The sequence below is a fragment of the Microbacterium alcoholitolerans genome (genome assembly GCF_050408615.1).
Taxonomy (GTDB): domain Bacteria; phylum Actinomycetota; class Actinomycetes; order Actinomycetales; family Microbacteriaceae; genus Microbacterium.
The window spans coordinates 64,610-84,201 of sequence record NZ_JBNTKD010000002.1; the positions used below are offsets into that span (position 1 = coordinate 64,610).

Consider the following 19,592-nt stretch of genomic DNA (forward strand, 5'->3'; position numbering starts at 1 on the left):
GTCAGCGGACCATGCTCTCGTAGATCTCTTTGCACGTGGGGCAGATCGGGAACTTCTCCGGGTCGCGCCCCGGCGTCCACTTCTTGCCGCAGAGCGCGCGGACCGGCTTCCCGGTGATCGCCGACTCGAGGATCTTGTCCTTCTTCACATAATGCGAGAAGCGCTCATGGTCGCCGGGCTCGAGATTCTCCTCACGGAGGAGCTCTTCGAGTTCGCGATCAAGTGTTGCCACGCCACCCTGATCGGGGCTGTCCAGCGGAGTACTCATGACGCGATTCTAGCCGCGGTTCGCACCGGCGGCTCAGGTCGTCTCGACGAACTCCATCAGCCGCTCACCGCTGCGCTCGAAGATCGCACCGCCGATGGCCGCGCCTCCGAAGAGCACCAGGACACCAGTGATGACCCCGAGCCAGAAGGTCGCGGGCGCATGCTGATCGCCCTCGACGATGGTCAGACCGAACTGCCACATCGTCGGTGCGCTGAACAGCAGCGCGCCGATGAAGGTGCCGGCCGCGCCGAACGATCCGTGCGACGACGAGCGCTGCGGCTGCTGGAAGGGGCTGTCTCCCGGTCGCGACACCGCGTATGGGAAGACGACTGAGGCGATGCTCGACATGCCGAGTGCGCTCAGCAGCAGCACCGCGGCCACACCGATCAGCGGCAGCAGCAGGCTCCATTGGGCGATGAATGCCAGGGTCACGGAGACGGCGATCGCCAGCAGCGGGATCGACACCAGCAGCACCGGCACGAGGCGTCCGAGCCGGTCGGGGAGCCCGCGCACTCCGCTGGCGATGTGGATCCACAGCGCGGTCGAGTCGTATGCGACGTCGTTGTGCGGCAGCCAGCCGAAGAACAGCGCCATCAGCGGCACCGGCACCAGCGCCGCGATCCACACCGGAACCCCGGCCACGATCAGCGGGAAGACAGTGAGCACACCGGCGATCGGCACGACGAGGAGGTTCACGATGTAGCGGCGATCGCGCAGCCAGTACACCAGACTGCGCGCGGCAACCGCGCCGAAGGCGTTGGCCGGCAGCGTGCCGAACCAGCCGAGGCCGGACCGCTCGCGCGTCGCGTACGGCCGCTCGGTGACGGTCGAGAGCCGGTGCACGAGGTACGCCCACAGACCGAGCAGCGCGAGGAAGGATGCCAGCGCGATCGATCCGCTCGCCAGAGCCTCGCGCTGTTCGCCTGCGGCGAGGTGGAAAAGCAGGGCGTGCGGTGCCGCGAGCGGCGAGAATCCGACCACGTTCGTGGCGACGTCCACAGCGCCGGGCACGTTGCCGTCCCACCGGAGCGAGGCGAAGTACGCAGCCACGGGGAAGGCGATCACCAGGACGGGGATCGTGATCAGCACGGTGAGCTCGCGCGAGCGGCGCTCGGGCAGCAGGATCGCGCTGATCGCCATGCCGATCCGCGCCGCCAGTGCCGTGGAGAGCACTCCGACGACTCCGGCGAGCACGGCCAGTGCGGTCGGCGCTCCGGCGCTGATCGCGACGAAGACCAGGCAGGTCGTGACCGCGATGAGTGCGAGGCTCGGGACGCTGATCAGCGACGCCAGCGCGAGGATCCACGGCAGCTGCCTGACGTCGACCGCGAAAGGTGCGAACCGGCGCGGATCCAGCTGATCCGGCGAGCCCGTGAGCATGGGCGCGAGGAAGAATGCCAAGAACGTCGCCGCTGCGCCCAGTACGAGCACCGTGTGAGCGGTGGGCAAAGGCGCGCTGCCCAGGCCGATGATCGCGATGCAGACCGCGACGGTGATGGCGATGGATGCCAGCAGTGCCAGCACCCGGCGCACTCCGTGCTCTCCGCGCGTCGCGCCGACGAGCAGCGCGAGCCTCAGTCGGAGAACGTGTGCAACCACTCCAGTCCCTCCACTTCGCCGCCCGATCCGGAGAGCTCGACAAAGCGCTGCGTGAGACTGCGTCCCGCTCGAACCTCATCGATCGTGCCTTCGGCGAGCACCTCGCCGCCGACGATCACGGCGACGCGCGAGCAGACCCGCTCGACCAGGTCCATGCCGTGGCTGGAGAGGATCACCGTGCCGCCGTGCGAGACGTAGGCGCGGAGGATGTCGAGGATCACGCCCGACGACACCGGATCCACGGCTTCGAACGGCTCATCGAGCACCAGCACCCGCGGAGAGTGGATGAGCGCGCCGGCGAGCATGAGCTTCTTCGTCATACCCGCGGAGTAGTCCGACACGACGCGGCTGAGTGCCTCGTTCAGGTCGAATGCGCGGGCGAGATCCGCGGTGCGGCTCTCGATGACGGGGCGCTTCAGACCGCGCAGCTGCCCGTAGTAGAACAGCAGCTGACGTCCGGTGAGACGGTCGAACGTGCGCAGCCTGTCGGGCAGCACCCCCATCACGCGCTTGGCTTCCAACGGCTTCGCTCGCTGATCGATGCCGCTGATCTGGACGGTCCCGGCGTCAGGACGCAGCAGGCCCGAGATGATCGAGAGGGTGGTGGTCTTGCCGGCGCCGTTGGGTCCGACGAGTCCGTAGAAGGACCCCGCGGGCACCGTCAGGTCGATCCCGTCGACGGCGAGCGTGTCGCCGAACCGCTTGACGAGACCGCGGATGCGGATCGCCTCGGCAGGAGCGGGAGCACCGACCACAGCGTCCGCTGGCACGTCAACCGGCGCATCCGTCACGGATTCGGCGTCCCCAGCGGTCGCCTCGTCGGTCGTGGGCTCCGCTTCGGCCACCGGCGCCTCGTCGGCAGCAGGCGCCTCGTCGATCGCAGGTGCCTCGTCGGCCGCAGGCGCCTCGTCGATCGCAGGTGCCTCGTCGGTCACGGGCTCCGCTTCGGCCACCGATGCCGCTGCCTCTGCGGCGCTCGGCGCGGCTGCCTCTGCGGTGACCGCAGGTGCGAGCTCAGTGACCACGGGGACGAATTCGACGACCGGCGGGGCGTCGGCGACCGCCGCCTTCCGCGGAGGGCGCGCTTCGGTCGCATCCGGTGCACTGTGCGACGCTGCGACCAGTCGTCGCGCCGGCGCCTCCGTCAGGTCCATGACGGCATCCGTCGTCACGATCGGCATCGCGACCGGTGCTGCGGCTGCCGCGGCGCGGGTCTTCTTCGCCGCGGGCTTGCGCGCGGCGGGCTTCTCGTGCGCAGCGGATGCGATCTTGGCATCCGTGCTCGTGTCTGCGCTCTTCACTGCGGGCGTCTTCTTCGCCGTCGTCGCAGTCGTGGTCTTCTTGGCAGTTGTCGTCTTCTTGGCAGCGGCCGTCGTCTTGGTAGCGGCCGTCGTCTTGGTAGCGGCCGTCGTCTTGGTAGCGGCCGTCGTCTTGGCGGCGGTCGTCGTCTTGGCAGCGGTCGTCTTCTTGACTGCGGTCGTCGGCTTCTTCTCGGCCGGCTTCTTGGCCGCGGGCTTGGCTGCGGCTGCCTTCTCGGCGGACGTCTTCGCAGCCGCCGCCTTCGCCGCCGCCGCATTCTCGGTGTCCGCCTTGGCAGCGGCCTTGACAGCCGCTGCTTCCGACGCAGCCTTCTTCGCCGCCGCCGTCTTCGCGGCGGTCGTCGCTGCGGCGGTCCTGGCAGCAGACGACTTCGCCGCCGCCGTGGTGGACGCGGCCTTCTTCGCCGCCGCTGTCCGCGCCGCGGAGTCGGCAGCGCTCTCCGTGGTGCTCTTCTTCGCGGCGGCCGTCTTCTTCGTCACCGGCGCGGTCTTCGCGGCCGGCTTCCTGGCAGCGGCTGGCTTCTTCGCAGCAGTCGGCTTCTTGGCTGCCGTGGTGCGCCCGGGCGTCCGGTCGGTCTTCGCATCCGCGGGCTTCTCCACCGCTTCAGGTGCCTGCACAGCATCCACCGTCTCGACCTCGGACCTGGCGGAGCGATCGTCCTCGAACTCGGGGGCAGCTGTCACGCCTACTACGGTACCAAGCGGCCCCGACAACGCACCCGAGTTGATGACGGTTCGAGTCACTATGATGCACTGCGCGCGAGTCTGGCAAACTCGTGTGCAATCGATCACGAAACAGCAACGTCATCCGCAACGCCCCGTGGCCTCCCAGGTGAAATCAGTAGCATTGCCAAGGCACGAAGAGGTGTCCCGTCGATGAATCGACAGTGAACACAGTTCTTTATTAGGAGAAATCGTGACTCTTCAGACCGTCATCCTGGCCGCAGGAATGGGCTCGCGCCTCGGTCGCGCCCTGCCCAAGCCGCTGACCGAGCTCAGCGACGGCCGCACCATCATGCGCCAGCAGCACGACAACATCCGCGCAGCGTTCGGCAGCGACGCCCGCATCACGGCTGTCGTCGGCTACCGCGCAGAGACGATCATCGAGGCCTTCCCCTCCGCCAAGTACGTGCACAACGAGCGCTACGACGTGACGAACACGTCCAAGAGCCTGCTGCGCGCACTGACCGTGACCGGCAAGGGCGGCGTGCTGTGGATGAACGGCGATGTGGTCTTCGACCCGCGCATCCTTGGCCGCGCCATCGAGTTCATCGAGCGCGACCAGTCGTTCGTGACCGTCAACACCTCGAAGGTCAGCGACGAAGAGGTCAAGTACACCGTCACGGCTGAGGGCTTCATCAAGGAGCTGTCGAAGACGGTCAAGGGCGGGCTCGGCGAGGCCGTCGGCATCAACTACATCTCGTCGGCTGACAAGAAGGCGTTCATGCGCCAGCTGCAGCGCGTCGACGACCAGGACTACTTCGAGCGCGGTCTCGAGTTGGCGATCGCTGAGGACGGCCTGCTGCTCGAGCCGATGGACGTCTCCGACCTGTACGCGGTCGAGGTCGACTTCGCCGAAGATCTGGAGCGCGCGAACCTGTTCGTATGATTCCACTCTGCGCCGCAAGCCGTCTCCTCCGGGAGGCGGCTTGCGGCGTTCTTGCGGATGCTGTGCGTAGGATCGCCGCATGCCCGACAAGGTCCACAAGATCCACTCCCTGCCCGACGGCGCCCCGTGGGACAGTGCGATACCGCCCGTCGGCTCGAAGGAGCACCCGCTCACGGTTCGCGGAATCGACCGCGTGATGGCCGTGCAGCGTCCGCTCGTGGTCGCGCACATCCGCAGCATCCGACTGCGCAATCCGAACGCGACGCCCGACCAGATCGTGCGGATCCTCGAGACCCGCTATCTCGCCGCGGTGACCACCGGCGGCGCGGCCGTGGGCGCGACGGCCGTCGTGCCCGGTATCGGCACCGGCGTGACGCTCGCGCTCTCCGGAGTCGAGACGATCGGGTTCATGGAGTCGACGGCGCTGTTCGCCCAGTCGGTCGCAGAGGTGCACGGCATCGCGATCGAGAACCCGGATCGCGCCCGCGCCCTCGTCATGACGCTGATGCTCGGCAAGGAGGGCGTCGATCTCGTCTCTCAACTGACCCGGCAGGTCGCCGGCAAGGGCGGGTCGCGTTCCGCGTACTGGGGCGAACTGGTGACGAAATCGATGCCGCGCGCCGCCGTGGGGCCGCTGGTCGACCGATTGAAGTCGGCGTTCATCCGGCAGTTCGCCGCCAGCGGCGGTGCGTCGTTCATCGGCAAGGCGCTGCCGTTCGGCATCGGCGCCGTCATCGGCGGGGCGGGCAACCACATCCTCGGGCGCCGCGTTCTCACCACCTCGCGCCGCGCATTCGGCACGGCGCCGGCGCTGATGCCGGCGGAACTCGAGCCGGTCCCCGGCTCGGAGAAGCTGGAGCGGCGGATGCTGTCGGGCGCCCGCTACCTCGGCGGAGGCGTCGTCGGGATCGCCGGGAGCGTCGGACGCGGTCTGGGCGCTGCAGGTCGCGGGGTGAGTGCTGCGGGGCGCGGAGTTGGCGCGAAGCTTCGCAAGCCGCGGCGCGAGTCGGATGCTGCGGAGTCGTCCTCCACAGACGGGCAGTGAGCCGACTTCTCCACAGGTTCCGCAGGATCCTCGGCGCGGAAGCTCGCGGCGTCGGAGGTCGTTCTTAGCGTGACGGGATGCTGCATCCCATCGACCCCGCTCAGCCGCCTCCGCCCGTCGCCTACTGCGTGCCTTGGGTGATCTCGCGCCGAGACAGGCAGCATCCCGTGGTCATGAACGCGGGCCGTGAGCCCGTCGATTTCGTACGCGTCTTCCGCGACGACGTCGACGATCAGAAGGTCGTCGACCTGTGGGGGCAGGTGCTGCCGGCCGAGACGATGGAGCTGTGTCTGTGCGCTTCCGACCCTGACGAGGTGGTGGTGACCGTCGCGTGGTTCCGGCAGGCCGACGGCCTGGAGTACGTATGGCGGTTCGTGGTGTGACAGCCGCGCGAGCGGACATCGCACCCGACGAAGAGAACCACCAAAGGAACCGGGCCCTCGTTGTGCCGAGCGTCCAACGGCGAAGCAAGCCCCGGCGCTAGTGTGGAATCCGTGACGGAAACGCCAGACCTCTCGACCACGGCCGCCAAGATCGCGGACCTCCGCTCTCGATTCAGCGAGGCGGTCGTCGAGCCGGAGAAGATCGCCCAGCAGAAGCAACACGCCAAGGGCAAGATGACGGCGCGCGAGCGCATCGAGCTGCTCGTCGACAACGGCAGCTTCGTCGAGTTCGACGAGTACGTGCGCCACCGCACGACCTCCTTCGGCATGGATCGCAACCGACCCTACGGCGACTCGGTCGTCACCGGCATCGCCACGATCCACGGCCGCACCGTCGCCGTGTACTCGCAGGACTTCACCACGTTCGGCGGCTCGCTCGGCGAGGTCGCCGGCGACAAGATCATCAAGATCATGCAGTACGCGCTGCAGGGCGGCATGCCCATCATCGGCATCCTCGACTCCGGCGGCGCGCGCATCCAGGAGGGCGTGCTCGCACTCAGCAAGTACGGCGAGATCTTCCGGCACAACACCCGCTCCTCCGGCGTCATCCCGCAGATCTCGATCATCATGGGACCGGCCGCCGGCGGCGCCGTCTATGGTCCCGCGCTCACCGACTTCGTCATCATGGTCGACAAGACCAGCCAGATGTTCGTCACCGGCCCCGACGTCATCAAGACCGTCACCGGCGAGGACGTCGGCATGGAGGAGCTCGGTGGCGCCTACACGCACAACACCCGCTCCGGCGTGGCGCACTACCTCGCCGAAGACGAGGACGACGCGCTCGACTATGCGCGCACACTGCTCAGCTACCTGCCCGACAACAACATGGCAGAGGTGCCGTCGTACGACTCGGCGTTCGAGTTCGAGACGACGGATGCCGATCACGTGCTCAACACGATCATCCCCGACTCGCCCAACCAGCCCTATGACATCCACACCGTCATCGAGCACGTCGTCGACGAGGGCGAGTTCCTCGAGGTGCAGCCGCTGTTCGCCCCGAACATCGTCATCGGTTTCGGTCGCGTCGAAGGGCGCTCGGTGGGCATCATCGCCAACCAGCCCTCGCAGATGGCCGGAACGCTGAACATCGAAGCAGGCGAGAAGGCCAGTCGCTTCGTCCGCTTCTGCGACTCCTTCTCGATCCCGATCGTGACCCTCGTCGACGTGCCCGGCTACCTGCCCGGCACCGACCAGGAATGGACCGGCGTCATCCGCCGCGGCGCGAAGCTCATCTACGCGTACGCCGAGGCCACCGTGCCGCTGGTCACGGTGATCCTGCGCAAGGCGTACGGCGGCGCGTACATCGTGATGGGCTCCAAGCAGCTCGGCGCAGACGTGAACCTCGCCTGGCCCACCGCCGAGATCGCCGTCATGGGCGGCCAGGGCGCCGTCAACATCCTGTACCGCAACGAGATCAAGCGCGCTTCCGAGGCCGGCGAGGACGTCGCCGCCGTGCGCACCCGCCTCGCCAACGAGTACACCTACAGCGTGACCTCTCCGTTCCTCGCCGCCGAGCGCGGTGAGATCGACGGGGTCATCGAGCCCGCGAGCACCCGTGTGGCGATAGCCAAGGCACTGCGCTCTCTGCGTGGCAAGCGCGCCGACCTGCCGCCCAAGAAGCACGGGAACATCCCGCTGTGAGCATGTCGAGCACCCCTCCGGCGAACGAACCGAGCAGCGCCGCCGAGGAGCACGCCTCCACGATCGAGATCGTGCGCGGCAACCCCACTGAGGAGGAGCTGGCGGCACTGATCGCGGTCGTGAGCGATGCATACGCGCATGAGGCCGGCGAGGCCGTCGCGGAGCAGCCGCACATCTCTGCGTGGCAGCGCACCCAGCGCGGACTCCGCCAGCCGCTGCGCCGCGACATTCCCTGGGGCCGATATTCCGGTTGAATTGCCGCACTGATTGCGTCGTCGATTTACCGACCGAAGTCGCATTCCATGCATTTCGCCCTCTAAAAGCCTCTTTCGACCCGAAATCGGCTCTTTTTGTCCCCCGAAATACCTACAGACACAGGTCTTTGCGCTCGACAGACTTATAGGGACGCTTCGCGTTAGGCGGCTGCTCTGTCCCAGGGTAGACAGACGCAGCACCGCCCCCCTGCGGACAGTTTTCGGGTAGCTGTTCCGCACCTGGCGAGGGGCGGGCGGCTTCGCCGCCCCTCGCCCACTCTCTTCCTCAAAGGACGCCCACCGGGCATGCCGCACAGAGCAGCCCACCGGGCATGCCGCACCCGGAGATGTGACGAGCGTGCCTCACTGGGCCGAGCGGCGGATCTCTCGCCAGAGATCGACGGCATCATCGTCGTTGGCGCCGCCGGCCGCACGGCCGACCACGGTGACCGCGACGACGTCGTCCCGCCCGGCGCGGATGATCACACGGTTCGACCGCGCCGATTCCACCACGCCGGCGAGCTCGTCGCGGATCTCGGCGATACGCGCCTCAGCTAGCCCTTCCAGTCCACCCTCGTCGAACACCGTCACTCTCGTTCCGCGGCGCCTGGCATCCGCTATCGCCTGGCGAACCGCGTCGTTGAGGAGGCTCGCACCGCGCAGCTCGTCGCGCAGTGTTCCCTCGGCGAGCCGAGCGTCGTCCCTCTCCTGCTCGGTCAGCTCGCCCCGCGAGGCCACTGTCCGCGTGAGGATGGGGCCCGCGACGGCGAGTGCGCGCTGCGCCCGCACCCGACGCTCTCGCTGACGCACCAGCTGCGTGGCGTTCCACGCCGACACAGCGCGCTGGATGTCTGCCAGACGCTCGGTGTCGTGCACGGCACGGTCCCAGAAGAGCACCAGCAGCTGGGCGACCAGCACCCAGGTGATCGAGCCGACCAGTCCCAGCGTGAAGGCATCCCCCACGCCCATATAGACCGAGGCCGACACGGTGAGCAGCGCGAGCATCGCCCAGCCGTACAGCGTTCTGCGACGCACGATGCACACCACTGCGAGTAGCCCGACGGCGCCGATGTACCAGGTCGCGAACGGCGCGCCGCGCACAGCAGGCGGCAGCGACAGACTCACCAGACTCGGCACGAGCACGCTGGTCGCGAGAGCGAGGATGGCCGGCTCCACGGGCATCCGGATGCTGCTCGCCGCCCCCGCGAGCACCGCGGTCAGCGTCGCGGCCAGATACAGCGCGATCGCCGTGACCATGAGCAGCGGCGCGGACGGGTGCACGGTCCACCAGATCGCACGCGCCGCGAAGTAGATCGCGAAGCCGAGCGCCAGAGCGGTCGTGATGCTGCGAACTGTGCGCCTCACGTCGCCCTCCAGCCCAGCACCACCGCGGTGCCGTCCGCATCCGTCCGGATCTCCGATGTCCCCGCCACTGCTGCCATCCGCGCCACGATCGACGCTCGGATGCCGAGTCGATCCTCGCCGATGGCATCCGGATCGAAACCTGGCCCCGCATCGAGGATCGTCAGGGTCAGCTCGTCCGCAGTCGCCGAGTCGGCGATGACGTGCAGTCCCCGGCCGCCGGCATGCGCGAGGGCATTGCCGATCGCCTGCCTGGCCGCCAGCACCATCGCGCGCGCCACCTTCCCTGGTACATCCGCCGCCACTCCGCGCTCCTCGACGACGGCATCCAGTCCCTGCTCGGACAGCGTGCGGCGCAGCTCGGCGACGATCTGCGGGCGGCTGACCGGCTCGTCGCTGCCCTCCTGCGCGATGGACGCCTCGGTGTTCGCCAGGCGGGTCAGCGCCTCGCGCGACATCGCCACCGCCAGATCCCGCTCACGCTCGGTGCGCGCGCGCTCCGCGGCGATCAGCGCCGCGAGCACGCTGTCGTGCATCAGCGCCGACATCGCCACCCGCTCCTCCTCCGCCGCAGACGCCGCGGCGGCCGCCGCGTACGTCTCCACCGCCCGGGCGCGTGCCTCGTCGACTCCGGCCGCCACCTGACGGAACATCCAGCCCAGCGAGATGATCACCATGCCGAGGATCAGCGTGAACGACACGTCGAACGCGGTGGTGATCCAGAAGTCGCGCAGGAAGTCGCCCTCCACCAGACGGACGTATCCGTAGACGAAGGGCAGGCCCAGCGCCCACACGATCTGCAGGCGGATCTTGAAAGCGAGCATCGCGGCGATGACGGCGATGTTGACGAGGAAGAAGATCCACGGCTGACTCGACGGCGCGCGCGAGAGCGGGTCGACCACCACCGGCCACAGCAGCAGCGCCACCACGTACACGACAGCGAAGGTTCCGCAGGCGGGCTTTATCAGCCGTGCCGTGGCGCAGGCGATGATCATCCAGAGCAGGGGTCCGAAGACCAGCACCATCATGCCGACCCGCGCGGCATCCACCGCGCTGATCCCGGTCACTGCCGCCAGCAGCGCCTGCGCCCCGAGGGCGGTCGAGCCGATCGCGGCGACGGTCGCGAGGATGCGCTCCATCCGCTGGCCGGTGAAGCGCTCGAGACCCGCCCCGACCTGTCCGGGCGACGGGATGCTGAGCCACGCCTCGCGGATGCTGCGGGTGTCAGGTGACACTCGACACCCCGTCGGGGGCCACGATGCCGTCCTCCATCGCACGGCGCAGCAGGTCGACCTTCGTCGGAGCGGGGCGACCGACCTCGACGTACTTCACGCGGATGCGCGTGATGTTCTCCTTCGCCGTGGAGTACGCCACACCGAGCCGCTCGGCTACCGCCTTCAGCGGGAGTCCTGCCGCATACAGGCGCAGCACCTCGCGCTCGCGGGCCGACAGCTGCGCGTCGGCGAACTCACGGTCGCCGTCGACGGCGCTCGCCCATTCGACGTTGTTCAGCGCCTCGCCTCGGGCGACGGTGCGGATCGCGTCCAGCACGTCGTCCAGCGCGGAGGACTTGCTGACGACGCCCGCGGCGCCGGCCACGAGAGCCTCGCGGACGGATGCCGGGCGGTCGGCCACACTGTGGATCACGACGCTCGCCCCGTCCGCCACGAGCGTGGCGACGTTCTCGGTGACGGTCGTGCCGTCCCCCAGGGTCAGGTCCAGGACGACCACGTCAACCGGGCGTGACTCGGAGGCCTCGCGCCAGGCCAGGTACTCCTTCACCGTTCCGCCGGAGAAGACCACCTGCTGCTCGCCGTCGCGCATGCACGCCGCCTCCAGGCCCAAGCGAACCGACTCGTGGTCGTCGATCAGTGCGACGGTACTCATTCCGCCAGCCTAGCGAGTGCGCTCCCCGGTCGAATGCCGGGTCACCTGGTCAGCAGGGCGACGGCTTCGAAGTGATGCGAGTGCGGGAACAGGTCGAAGGCGCGAAGGGAGGTCACATCCCACCCGAGCTCCCGGAACGTCCCCAGATCCCTGGCCAGGGCGACGGGATCGCAGGCGACGTAGACGACGGCGTCCGGGTCGAGGCCGTGGATCGACTCGACGACCCCGCGGCCCGCGCCAGCGCGCGGCGGGTCGAGCACGACGGCGCCGGCACGCGTGCCGTCGGGCAGCGCCGTGAGGAACCGATCGACCCGTGCGGTGACCGCCTGCGCGTCGAAGGCGGCGAGGTTCTCGAGGGCGTGCTCGGTCGCGCGTCGATCCGACTCGACGGTCACGATGTCGGTTGCACCCTGCTCGCCGAGCGTGGCGGCGAACAGGCCGACCCCGCCATAGAGGTCGAAGTGCGTGGCATTCGCGTCCACGCGCCCGTCGAGTGCCTCTCCGACCGCCTCGTGCAGTGTCTCTGCCGCACGCGGGTGCACCTGCCAGAAGCCGCCGGCCTCGACGCGGAAGCGGCGCCCGCCCACCGTCTCGACGATCGTCTCGGACTTGCCGCGGCGTGCTCCCTCCGGACGGGGCAGCACCCGAACCCGGCCATCGCCCGGTTCGACGAGGTCGACCCGGCCGGGTTTCTGCGAACGCAGCGCGAACGCGGCCTCCTCGATCGCGGGGCGCGCCAGCGGCAGGGATGAGACGTCGATCACGCGATGGCTGCGCGCGGCGAACGGTCCCACGCGCCCGGCGTCGTCGACGTGCAGCGACACGCGCGTGCGCCACCTGGTGCCGTCAGCCTGTCCTGTGCCGTCGGCCTGTCCTGTGCCGTCGGCCTGTCCTGTGCCGTCGGCCCGGTCGACAGCCTCGACGGCCGGGGCGCCGATCCCGGCACCGGCGAACTTGTCGAGCGCCTCCTGCAGCACCTGGTGCTTGAGCACCCGCTGATGATCCAGCGCGATGTGCCCGAGATCGGCGCCGCCCACGCGGTCCTCCGGTGCGCGCGAGACGTCGGCCTCTGCCCAGACATGATCACGGCGGTGGGGCGAGGCGTCGAGCACCTCGAGAGTCTCGGCGCGCCAGAAGCTGGATTTCGACGCGTCGGAGATCCGCGCCCGCACCAGCTCGCCCGGAATGGCATCCGGCACGAAGACCACGCGCCCCTCGTGGCGAGCGATGAACGTGCCGCCGTGAGCGATGCCGGTGATGTCGAGCTCGAGCTCGGATGCCGCGAATGTCATCATCCCAGGATCCCACAGCGGCTACCGTGGAGGGATGCGCGTGTGCCTGGCATCCACCTCCCCCGCCCGACTGATGCTGCTGCGGCAGGCGGGCATCGAGCCACTGATCATGTCGCCCGAGGTGGATGAGGACGCCGTCGCCGCGGCCGCCGCGACCGAGCGCGGCGACGACCTCGCCCCCGACGAGCTGGTGCTGCTGCTGGCGCGTGCGAAGGCGGCGGATGTCGCGCGCAGGCTGCCCTCCGAGCATCCGGCGTTCGACGGCGTCGTGATCGGCGGCGACTCGATGTTCGCCATGGACGGCCGGGTCTACGGCAAGCCCTACACTCCCGAAGCCGCGCGGGAGCGCTGGCAGGGCATGCGCGGCGCGACCGGTGTCCTGCACTCCGGGCACTCCGTCTTCCGTGTGCGGCCCGGCGCCGAGCTGGTCGAGGCGGTAGCGGTCGCGCAGGCATCCGTGACCTTCGCCGATGACGTGACGAATGCCGAACTCGATGCGTACATCGCGAGCGGCGAACCGCTGCACGTGGCCGGCGCGTTCACCGTCGACAGCCTCGGCGGCGCGTTCATCACCCGCGTCGACGGCGACCCGTCCACGGTGGTCGGCATGTCGCTGTCGACGCTGCGCCGCCTCATCGCCGAGCTCGGCGTCACCTGGACCGACCTGTGGACGCCACGAACCGCACAGTGACTCATCCACGATGAATTCTCCGGTTTCTTGTGGGGAGTCGTCAAAAGGAACGGGTCAGCAGTCGCTAGGCTGAAACCCATGCCTCACATCGCCAAGGTGCTCATCGCCAACCGCGGCGAGATCGCCGTACGCATCATCCGTGCCGCCCGTGACTCCGGGATCTCGTCCGTCGCCGTGTACGCCGACCAGGACCGCGATGCGATGCACGCGCGACTCGCCGACGAGGCCTATGCCCTCGACGGGTCCACCAGCGCCGAGACCTACCTGCAGATCGACAAGATCCTCTCGATCGCCCGCCGTGCCGGTGCGGATGCCGTGCATCCCGGCTACGGCTTCCTCGCCGAGAACGCGGAGTTCGCCCGTGCCGTGACGAACGCGGGGATGATCTGGATCGGCCCGTCGCCCGAGGCCATCGAGGCGCTCGGTGACAAGGTGACCGCGCGTCACGTGGCCGAGAAGGTCGGCGCCCCTCTTGCTCCCGGCACCCCTGGCCCCGTCGAGAGCGCCGACGATGTCGTCGCGTTCGCGAAGGAGTTCGGCCTGCCGATCGCCATCAAGGCCGCATACGGCGGCGGCGGTCGCGGCCTGAAGGTCGCCCGTGAGCTCGACGAGGTCGCCGAGATGTTCGAGTCGGCGACCCGTGAGGCCGTCGCGGCGTTCGGCCGCGGCGAGTGCTTCGTCGAGAAGTACCTCGACAAGCCGCGTCACGTCGAGACGCAGTGCCTGGCGGATGCCGAGGGCAACGTCGTCGTCATCTCGACCCGTGACTGCTCGCTGCAGCGCCGCCACCAGAAGCTCGTCGAAGAGGCGCCCGCGCCGTTCCTCACCGACGAGCAGAACGCTCAGCTCTACTCCGCGTCGAAGGCCATCCTCAAGGAGGTCGGCTACGTCGGAGCCGGCACCTGCGAGTTCCTGATCGGCGCCGATGGCACCGTGTCCTTCCTCGAGGTGAACACCCGCCTGCAGGTGGAGCACCCGGTCTCCGAGGAGGTCACCGGCATCGACCTGGTGCGCGAGCAGTTCCGCATCGCCGCGGGCGGCACCCTCGACTACGAGGACCCGTCGCCGCAGGGCCATTCGTTCGAGTTCCGCATCAACGGCGAGGACCCGGGTCGCGGCTTCCTGCCGCAGCCCGGTCCCATCAGCGTCTTCAAGACCTTCGGCGGTCCCGGCATCCGTCTCGACTCCGGTGTGACCGCCGGTGACGCCGTCTCGGGTGCCTTCGACTCGCTGCTGGCGAAGATCATCGTGACCGGCCGCAATCGCGCCGAGGCGCTGGAGCGCTCGCGCCGGGCACTCGATGAGTTCGAGGTGCTCGGACTGCCCACGGTCCTGCCGTTCCACCGTCAGGTCGTCCGCGAGCCCGCTTTCGTCGCCGAGAACGGCGAGTTCGGCGTGTTCACCCGCTGGATCGAGACCGAGTTCGTCAACGAGATCCCCGCGTGGGACGGCGAGCTCGAAGATCCCGCCGCTGCACCCAGCCGGCATACGGTCGTCGTCGAGGTCGCCGGCAAGCGGCTCGAGGTGAGCCTGCCCGACCGCGTGACCGCTCCGGTCGCCGGCACCGCCGGTCGCCCCGCGGCCGTCCCGCCGTCACGGCGCAGCCACGCCACGACCGCGAACTCCGGCGCCGCGGGCGACGCGATGAAGTCGCCCATGCAGGCGACCGTCGTCAAGGTCGCCGTCGAGGACGGTCAGCACGTCGTCAAGGGCGACCTGGTCGTCGTGCTCGAGGCCATGAAGATGGAGCAGCCGCTGCACGCCCACAAGGACGGCGTCATCGGCAACATCAGCGCGGATGCCGGCGCGACGGTGTCGGCCGGTCACCAGCTGCTGACGATCAGCTGACGCTCGTGGCAGTGCCTGACCCGGGTCCGGGCCGGGGTCAGGAGATGTTCACGGCGTGCATCGCGCGGCTCGCGTCGGTGATGCTCGAGGTCAGCGACGGGTAAGCCGCGAACACGCGGGACACCTGGTCGACGTTCAGCCGGCGCTCGACGGCCATCGCCAGCGGGTAGATGAGCTCGGATGCCCTGGGCGCGACGATCACGCCGCCGATCACCGTGCCGGATCCCCGGCGGGCGATGATCTTCACGAAGCCGTCCTTGATGCCCATCATCTTCGCGCGCGGGTTGGCTGCCAGCGGCAGCTTGTAGGCGATGCCCTCGGCGTGCCCGTTCTCGATGTCGCGCTCGGAGTATCCGACGGTGGCGATCTCGGGTGCGGTGAAGATGTTCGCGGTGATCTTGCGGTGCTCCAGCGGGATCACGATGTCACCCAGCGCGTGGAAGACCGCGGTGCGTCCCTGCATCGAGGCGACGGATGCCAGCGGGAAGAAGTTCGTGCAGTCTCCGACGGCGTACACGTTGGGGACGGACGTTCGCGCCACGCGGTTGACCCGCACGTGCCCGGAGTCGTCGAGCTCGACGCCCGCCTCCTCGAGTCCGATGCCGGTCGTGTTCGGGATGGAGCCGACCGCCATCAGGCAATGGCTGCCCTCGACGGTGCGACCGTCGGAGAGAGTGACCAGCACGCCGTCGTCGCTGCGCTCCACCTTCTCGGCGCGGGCCTTGGACAGCACCTGCATGCCGCCGCGCTTGAACACCTTCTCGAGCACGTGCGCGGCGTCGACGTCCTCGCCGGGGAGCACCTGGTCGCGGCTGGAGACCAGCGTGACCTTGGCGCCGAGGTTCATGTAGGCCGAGGCGAACTCCGCGCCCGTGACGCCCGAGCCGACCACGATCAGGTGCTCGGGGAGCGCCTTCATGTCGTATAGCTGCGTCCAGGTGAGGATGCGATCCCCGTCCGGCTTGGCCGAGTCGAGCTCGCGCGGCGAGGCGCCGACCGAGACCACGACGGTGTCGGCCTCGACGCGGTCGAAATCCGTTCCGCCGGGGCCGGTCGACACGACGATCGCGTTCGGGCCCTCCAGACGGCCGTGACCGGAGAGGATGCGCACACCGGCTTCGAGCAGTGTCGCCCGCATGTCCTCGGACTGCTGACCCGCCAGCGCAAGCAGCCGCTTGTTGACGGCGGCGAGGTTGATCGCGATCTCGGGCTTGAGCGGCTTGCCGTGGGCGCCCTTGGCGTAGAACTGCACGCCGAGATCGGATGCCTCGGCGATGGCGACCGCGGCATCCGACGTCGCGATCAGGCTCTTCGAGGGCACGACGTCGGTGAGCACGGCCGAGCCGCCGACGCCGACGCGTTCGACGAGAGTGACATCGGCACCGAGCTGCGCGGCGGCGAGCGCGGCTTCGTACCCGCCCGGGCCGCCACCGAGGACCGCCACACTCTGCCTGTTCGCGAAGGAAGTCTGAGACATGGTCTCCATTCTTCCGCAATCCTGGCTCCCGAGCCGCCACCTTCCTAGAGTGGAGTCATGCCTGAATCCGCCATGAATCCCCTGGACGACCCGAACGCCGATCCGTTCGCCATCGCTGCCAGGGCCGCCGACGACATCGCGCGCCTCACCGGGGTCGACCGCCACGACATCGCCCTGACCCTGGGATCCGGGTGGGGCAAGGCCGCCGAGATCATCGGCGAGACCGTCGCCACCGTCTCCGCCACCGAGGTCACCGGGTTCTCGAAGCCGGCGCTGGAGGGCCACGTCGGCACGCTGCGCAGCATCCGCACCCCCGACGGCAAGAACGTGCTCGTCATCGGCGCCCGCACCCACTACTACGAGTCGCACGGCGTGCGCCGGGTGGTGCACAGCGTGCGCACCGCGGCCGCCACGGGAGCTGCGATCATGGTGCTCACCAACGGCGCCGGCGGCATCCGCGAGACGTGGAAGCCCGGCCAGCCCGTGCTGATCAGCGACCACATCAACCTCACCGCGGACTCGCCGCTGGAGGGCGCCACCTTCGTCGACCTCACCGATCTGTACTCGAGGCGCCTGCGCGAGCTCGCCCGCTCCATCGACCCCTCGCTCGACGAGGGCGTCTACACCCAGTTCCGCGGGCCGCACTACGAGACGCCGGCCGAGGTGCAGATGGCGAAGCGCATCGGCGGCGACATCGTCGGGATGTCCACCGCACTGGAGGCGATCGCCGCCCGCGAGGCGGGTATGGAGATCCTCGGATTCTCGCTCATCACGAATCTGGCTGCCGGGATCCAGCAGACGCCGCTCAGCCACGCGGAGGTCATCGAGGCGGGCCGCGAGGCCGAGCCGGTGATCTCGGCGCTGCTGGCCCGAGTGATCGAGGCGCTGTGAACGAGCGAGGCGCTGTGAACGAGCTGCTCGCCCAGGCCCGCGCCTGGCTACGCCAGGATCCGGATGCCTTCACCCGCGACGAGCTCGCCGGCATCATCACGCGCGCTGCCGGCGGCGATGCCGCGGCGCTCGCCGATCTCGACGACCGGTTCCGCACCCGCCTCGCGTTCGGCACCGCCGGGCTTCGCGGCGCGCTCGGGCCCGGCAGCAACCGGATGAACCGCGTGCTCGTCGCGCAGGCCGCCGCCGGCTTCGCCGCCTTCCTGCGCGAGCGCGCCGCGGGCGAGCGCCCGACGGTGGTGGTCGGGTACGACGGCCGCCGCAACTCTCAGCGGTTCGCTCAGGACTCCGCCGAGCTGTTCGCCGGCGCGGGTCTGCGGGCCATCCTGCTTCCCCGCCTGCTGCCGACTCCGGTGCTCGCCTTCGCCGTCCGTCACCTCGGAGCGGATGCCGGCGTGATGGTCACCGCGAGTCACAACCCGCCGGATGACAACGGCTACAAGGTGTACCTCGGCGGCGCCGACGGCGGCGCTCAGATCGTCTCTCCGACGGATGCCGAGATCGCCGCGCACATCGCACGCGTGGCGGATGCCGGTGACATCAGCGCCCTGCCCCGCTCGGACGCCTACGAGACGGCGGGAGAGGACGTGGTGGAGGCGTACATCGCCGCGACCGCCGCGGTCTCCCCCGCGCCGTTCGGCGTGCAGGAGATGCGCTGGGTGTACACCGCGATGCACGGCGTCGGATGGGAGACGTTCTCGCGCGTTCTGAAGTCGGCCGGATACCCCGCGCCGCGCGTCGTCGACGAGCAGCGCGACCCTGACGCAACGTTCCGGACCGTGTCGTTCCCGAATCCCGAGGAACCGGGCGCCATGGACCTCGCGTTCGCCCGCGCCCGCGACGTCGACGCCGAGTTCATCATCGCCAACGACCCCGACGCGGACCGGCTGGCGGTCGCGGTGCCGGATGCCGCCGTGGAGGGCGGCTGGCGTCGCCTGACCGGAAATCAGGTCGGGCTGCTGCTCGGTCTTCGCGCAGCGCAGGCCGCCGTGCAGGCGGGCACTGCCGGCAGTTCGTCGCTCGCCTGCTCGCTGGTCTCATCCCCCGGCCTCGGCGCTATCGCCGCGGCGCATGGGATGGCATTCCACGAGACGCTCACCGGCTTCAAGTGGATCTCCCGCGCACCCGACATGGTGTTCGGCTATGAGGAAGCCCTGGGCTACCTGGTCAACCCCGGCACCGTCCGCGACAAGGACGGCATCTCGGCAGCGATCGCGATGCTGGGACTCGCCGCGGATGCCCGCGTGCGCGGCACCACCATCTCCGGACTGCTCGACGAGCTCGGTGACCGGATAGGCCACTTCGCCAGCGGACAGGTCTCGATCCGGGTGGATGATCTGGCTGTGATCGCGAAGGTGATGGCGTCGCTGCGCGCGCAGCATCCGGCGTCCTTCGGCGCCCGTTCCGTCGCCGCGGGCGAAGATCTCGCCGCGGCCGCTGCAGGGGCCCCCGCCGGTGATGTGCTTCGCTACCGGCTCGCCGACGGCTCACGCGTGATCGTGCGCCCGAGCGGCACTGAGCCGAAGCTGAAGGTGTACATAGACGCACGGGCGGATTCGCCCACCGAGGCCGCCGCCGCGGTGACCGAGATCGAGCTCGCCGTGCGGGAGCTGCTCGCGGAGCGACGATGAGCACGCTGCGCCGGCGGGTCACGGTCGCCGTGCACAACGGCGTCCATGCCCGTCCCGTCGCGGAGCTGGTGAGGCTGGCCGAGGCGCACGGCGCCGTCGTGAAGCTCTCGACCAGCGGCGGCGACACGGTGGACCTCTCCAGTGTGCTCGCCGTGATGGATCTCGGGATCGCCACTGGCGAGGAGGTGACCCTCGAGGTCGCCGACTCGCCTGACGCGGCAACGCTGCTGGACAAGCTCTCGGCCGTGCTCGCGCCGGCCTAGCCACGCCCGGTC

General features: G+C 69.3%; 18 protein-coding genes. 10 read left to right on the forward strand and 8 right to left on the reverse strand.

Translation table 11 applies throughout. The features are described 5' to 3' along the window. Position 1: 1 nt before the first annotated feature. Genes ACQUSX_RS14575 through ACQUSX_RS14585 form a run of 3 tightly spaced genes read right to left on the reverse strand, consistent with a single transcriptional unit; the run spans position 2 to position 3,870 of the window. On the reverse strand, positions 2–268 hold the full coding sequence (locus tag ACQUSX_RS14575) for a DUF3039 domain-containing protein (protein ID WP_045253497.1): 267 nt from the start codon (positions 266–268) through the stop codon (positions 2–4). Positions 269–301: 33 nt separating this feature from the next. Further along, positions 302–1,867, reverse strand: a complete 1,566-nt coding sequence (locus tag ACQUSX_RS14580) for a hypothetical protein (protein ID WP_428907779.1) — start codon at positions 1,865–1,867, stop codon at positions 302–304. Continuing rightward, the gene (locus ACQUSX_RS14585; protein ID WP_428907778.1) at positions 1,843–3,870 is read right to left on the reverse strand and encodes an ABC transporter ATP-binding protein; all 2,028 of its coding nucleotides are present in this window, start codon (positions 3,868–3,870) and stop codon (positions 1,843–1,845) included. Before ACQUSX_RS14585 ends, ACQUSX_RS14580 begins: the two co-directional genes overlap by 25 nt. 232 nt (positions 3,871–4,102) lie before the next feature. Here ACQUSX_RS14585 and ACQUSX_RS14590 point away from each other — a divergent pair, with 232 nt between their 5' ends. From ACQUSX_RS14590 to ACQUSX_RS14610, 5 genes are all read left to right on the forward strand, one after another. Further along, a complete protein-coding gene (locus tag ACQUSX_RS14590) occupies positions 4,103–4,795 on the forward strand; it encodes a phosphocholine cytidylyltransferase family protein (protein ID WP_428907777.1) in 693 nt (230 codons plus the stop codon). 79 nt (positions 4,796–4,874) lie between these two features. Continuing rightward, complete coding sequence (locus tag ACQUSX_RS14595; protein WP_428907776.1) at positions 4,875–5,840, forward strand: hypothetical protein; 966 nt, start codon at positions 4,875–4,877, stop codon at positions 5,838–5,840. Between the two features lie 77 nt (positions 5,841–5,917). Then, entirely contained in the window at positions 5,918–6,223 is a 306-nt protein-coding gene (locus ACQUSX_RS14600) for a hypothetical protein (protein WP_428907775.1), read from the forward strand. 111 nt (positions 6,224–6,334) lie between these two features. After that, a complete protein-coding gene (locus tag ACQUSX_RS14605) occupies positions 6,335–7,924 on the forward strand; it encodes an acyl-CoA carboxylase subunit beta (protein WP_428907774.1) in 1,590 nt (529 codons plus the stop codon). 2 nt (positions 7,925–7,926) lie between these two features. Then, on the forward strand, positions 7,927–8,178 hold the full coding sequence (locus tag ACQUSX_RS14610; RefSeq protein ID WP_428907773.1) for an acyl-CoA carboxylase subunit epsilon: 252 nt from the start codon (positions 7,927–7,929) through the stop codon (positions 8,176–8,178). A 363-nt stretch (positions 8,179–8,541) separates the two neighbouring features. Here the strand turns inward: ACQUSX_RS14610 and ACQUSX_RS14615 are convergent, their stop codons facing one another. From ACQUSX_RS14615 to ACQUSX_RS14630, 4 genes are read right to left on the reverse strand one after another with little or no spacing between them, the layout of a single operon-like run. Continuing rightward, complete coding sequence (locus ACQUSX_RS14615) at positions 8,542–9,543, reverse strand: hypothetical protein (protein WP_428907772.1); 1,002 nt, start codon at positions 9,541–9,543, stop codon at positions 8,542–8,544. Continuing rightward, a complete protein-coding gene (locus ACQUSX_RS14620; protein WP_428907771.1) occupies positions 9,540–10,775 on the reverse strand; it encodes a sensor histidine kinase in 1,236 nt (411 codons plus the stop codon). The genes ACQUSX_RS14615 and ACQUSX_RS14620 overlap by 4 nt, the downstream gene beginning before the upstream one ends. Beyond that, positions 10,765–11,427 (reverse strand): response regulator, encoded by a 663-nt coding sequence (locus ACQUSX_RS14625; RefSeq protein ID WP_428907770.1) that lies wholly within the window; start codon positions 11,425–11,427, stop codon positions 10,765–10,767. The genes ACQUSX_RS14620 and ACQUSX_RS14625 overlap by 11 nt, the downstream gene beginning before the upstream one ends. A gap of 41 nt (positions 11,428–11,468) precedes the next feature. Next, positions 11,469–12,719, reverse strand: a complete 1,251-nt coding sequence (locus ACQUSX_RS14630; RefSeq protein ID WP_428907842.1) for a class I SAM-dependent RNA methyltransferase — start codon at positions 12,717–12,719, stop codon at positions 11,469–11,471. A gap of 34 nt (positions 12,720–12,753) precedes the next feature. Here ACQUSX_RS14630 and ACQUSX_RS14635 point away from each other — a divergent pair, with 34 nt between their 5' ends. Together ACQUSX_RS14635 and ACQUSX_RS14640 are read left to right on the forward strand one after the other, a co-directional pair. Further along, a complete protein-coding gene (locus ACQUSX_RS14635) occupies positions 12,754–13,410 on the forward strand; it encodes a Maf family protein (RefSeq protein WP_428907769.1) in 657 nt (218 codons plus the stop codon). Positions 13,411–13,488: 78 nt separating this feature from the next. Next, positions 13,489–15,258 (forward strand): acetyl/propionyl/methylcrotonyl-CoA carboxylase subunit alpha, encoded by a 1,770-nt coding sequence (locus ACQUSX_RS14640; RefSeq protein WP_428907768.1) that lies wholly within the window; start codon positions 13,489–13,491, stop codon positions 15,256–15,258. A 37-nt stretch (positions 15,259–15,295) separates the two neighbouring features. Here the strand turns inward: ACQUSX_RS14640 and ACQUSX_RS14645 are convergent, their stop codons facing one another. Continuing rightward, positions 15,296–16,744: an NAD(P)H-quinone dehydrogenase gene (locus ACQUSX_RS14645; RefSeq protein WP_428907767.1), complete on the reverse strand. Its 1,449-nt coding sequence runs from the start codon at positions 16,742–16,744 to the stop codon at positions 15,296–15,298. A 48-nt stretch (positions 16,745–16,792) separates the two neighbouring features. On the opposite strand from ACQUSX_RS14645, the gene ACQUSX_RS14650 reads away from it, so the two are divergent. From ACQUSX_RS14650 to ACQUSX_RS14660, 3 genes are read left to right on the forward strand one after another with little or no spacing between them, the layout of a single operon-like run. Further along, a complete protein-coding gene (locus tag ACQUSX_RS14650; protein ID WP_428907766.1) occupies positions 16,793–17,626 on the forward strand; it encodes a purine-nucleoside phosphorylase in 834 nt (277 codons plus the stop codon). Positions 17,627–17,640: 14 nt separating this feature from the next. Next, on the forward strand, positions 17,641–19,317 hold the full coding sequence (locus ACQUSX_RS14655) for a phospho-sugar mutase (protein WP_428907765.1): 1,677 nt from the start codon (positions 17,641–17,643) through the stop codon (positions 19,315–19,317). Continuing rightward, positions 19,314–19,580 (forward strand): HPr family phosphocarrier protein, encoded by a 267-nt coding sequence (locus ACQUSX_RS14660; RefSeq protein WP_428907764.1) that lies wholly within the window; start codon positions 19,314–19,316, stop codon positions 19,578–19,580. The genes ACQUSX_RS14655 and ACQUSX_RS14660 overlap by 4 nt, the downstream gene beginning before the upstream one ends. The last annotated feature ends 12 nt before the right edge of the window (positions 19,581–19,592 follow it).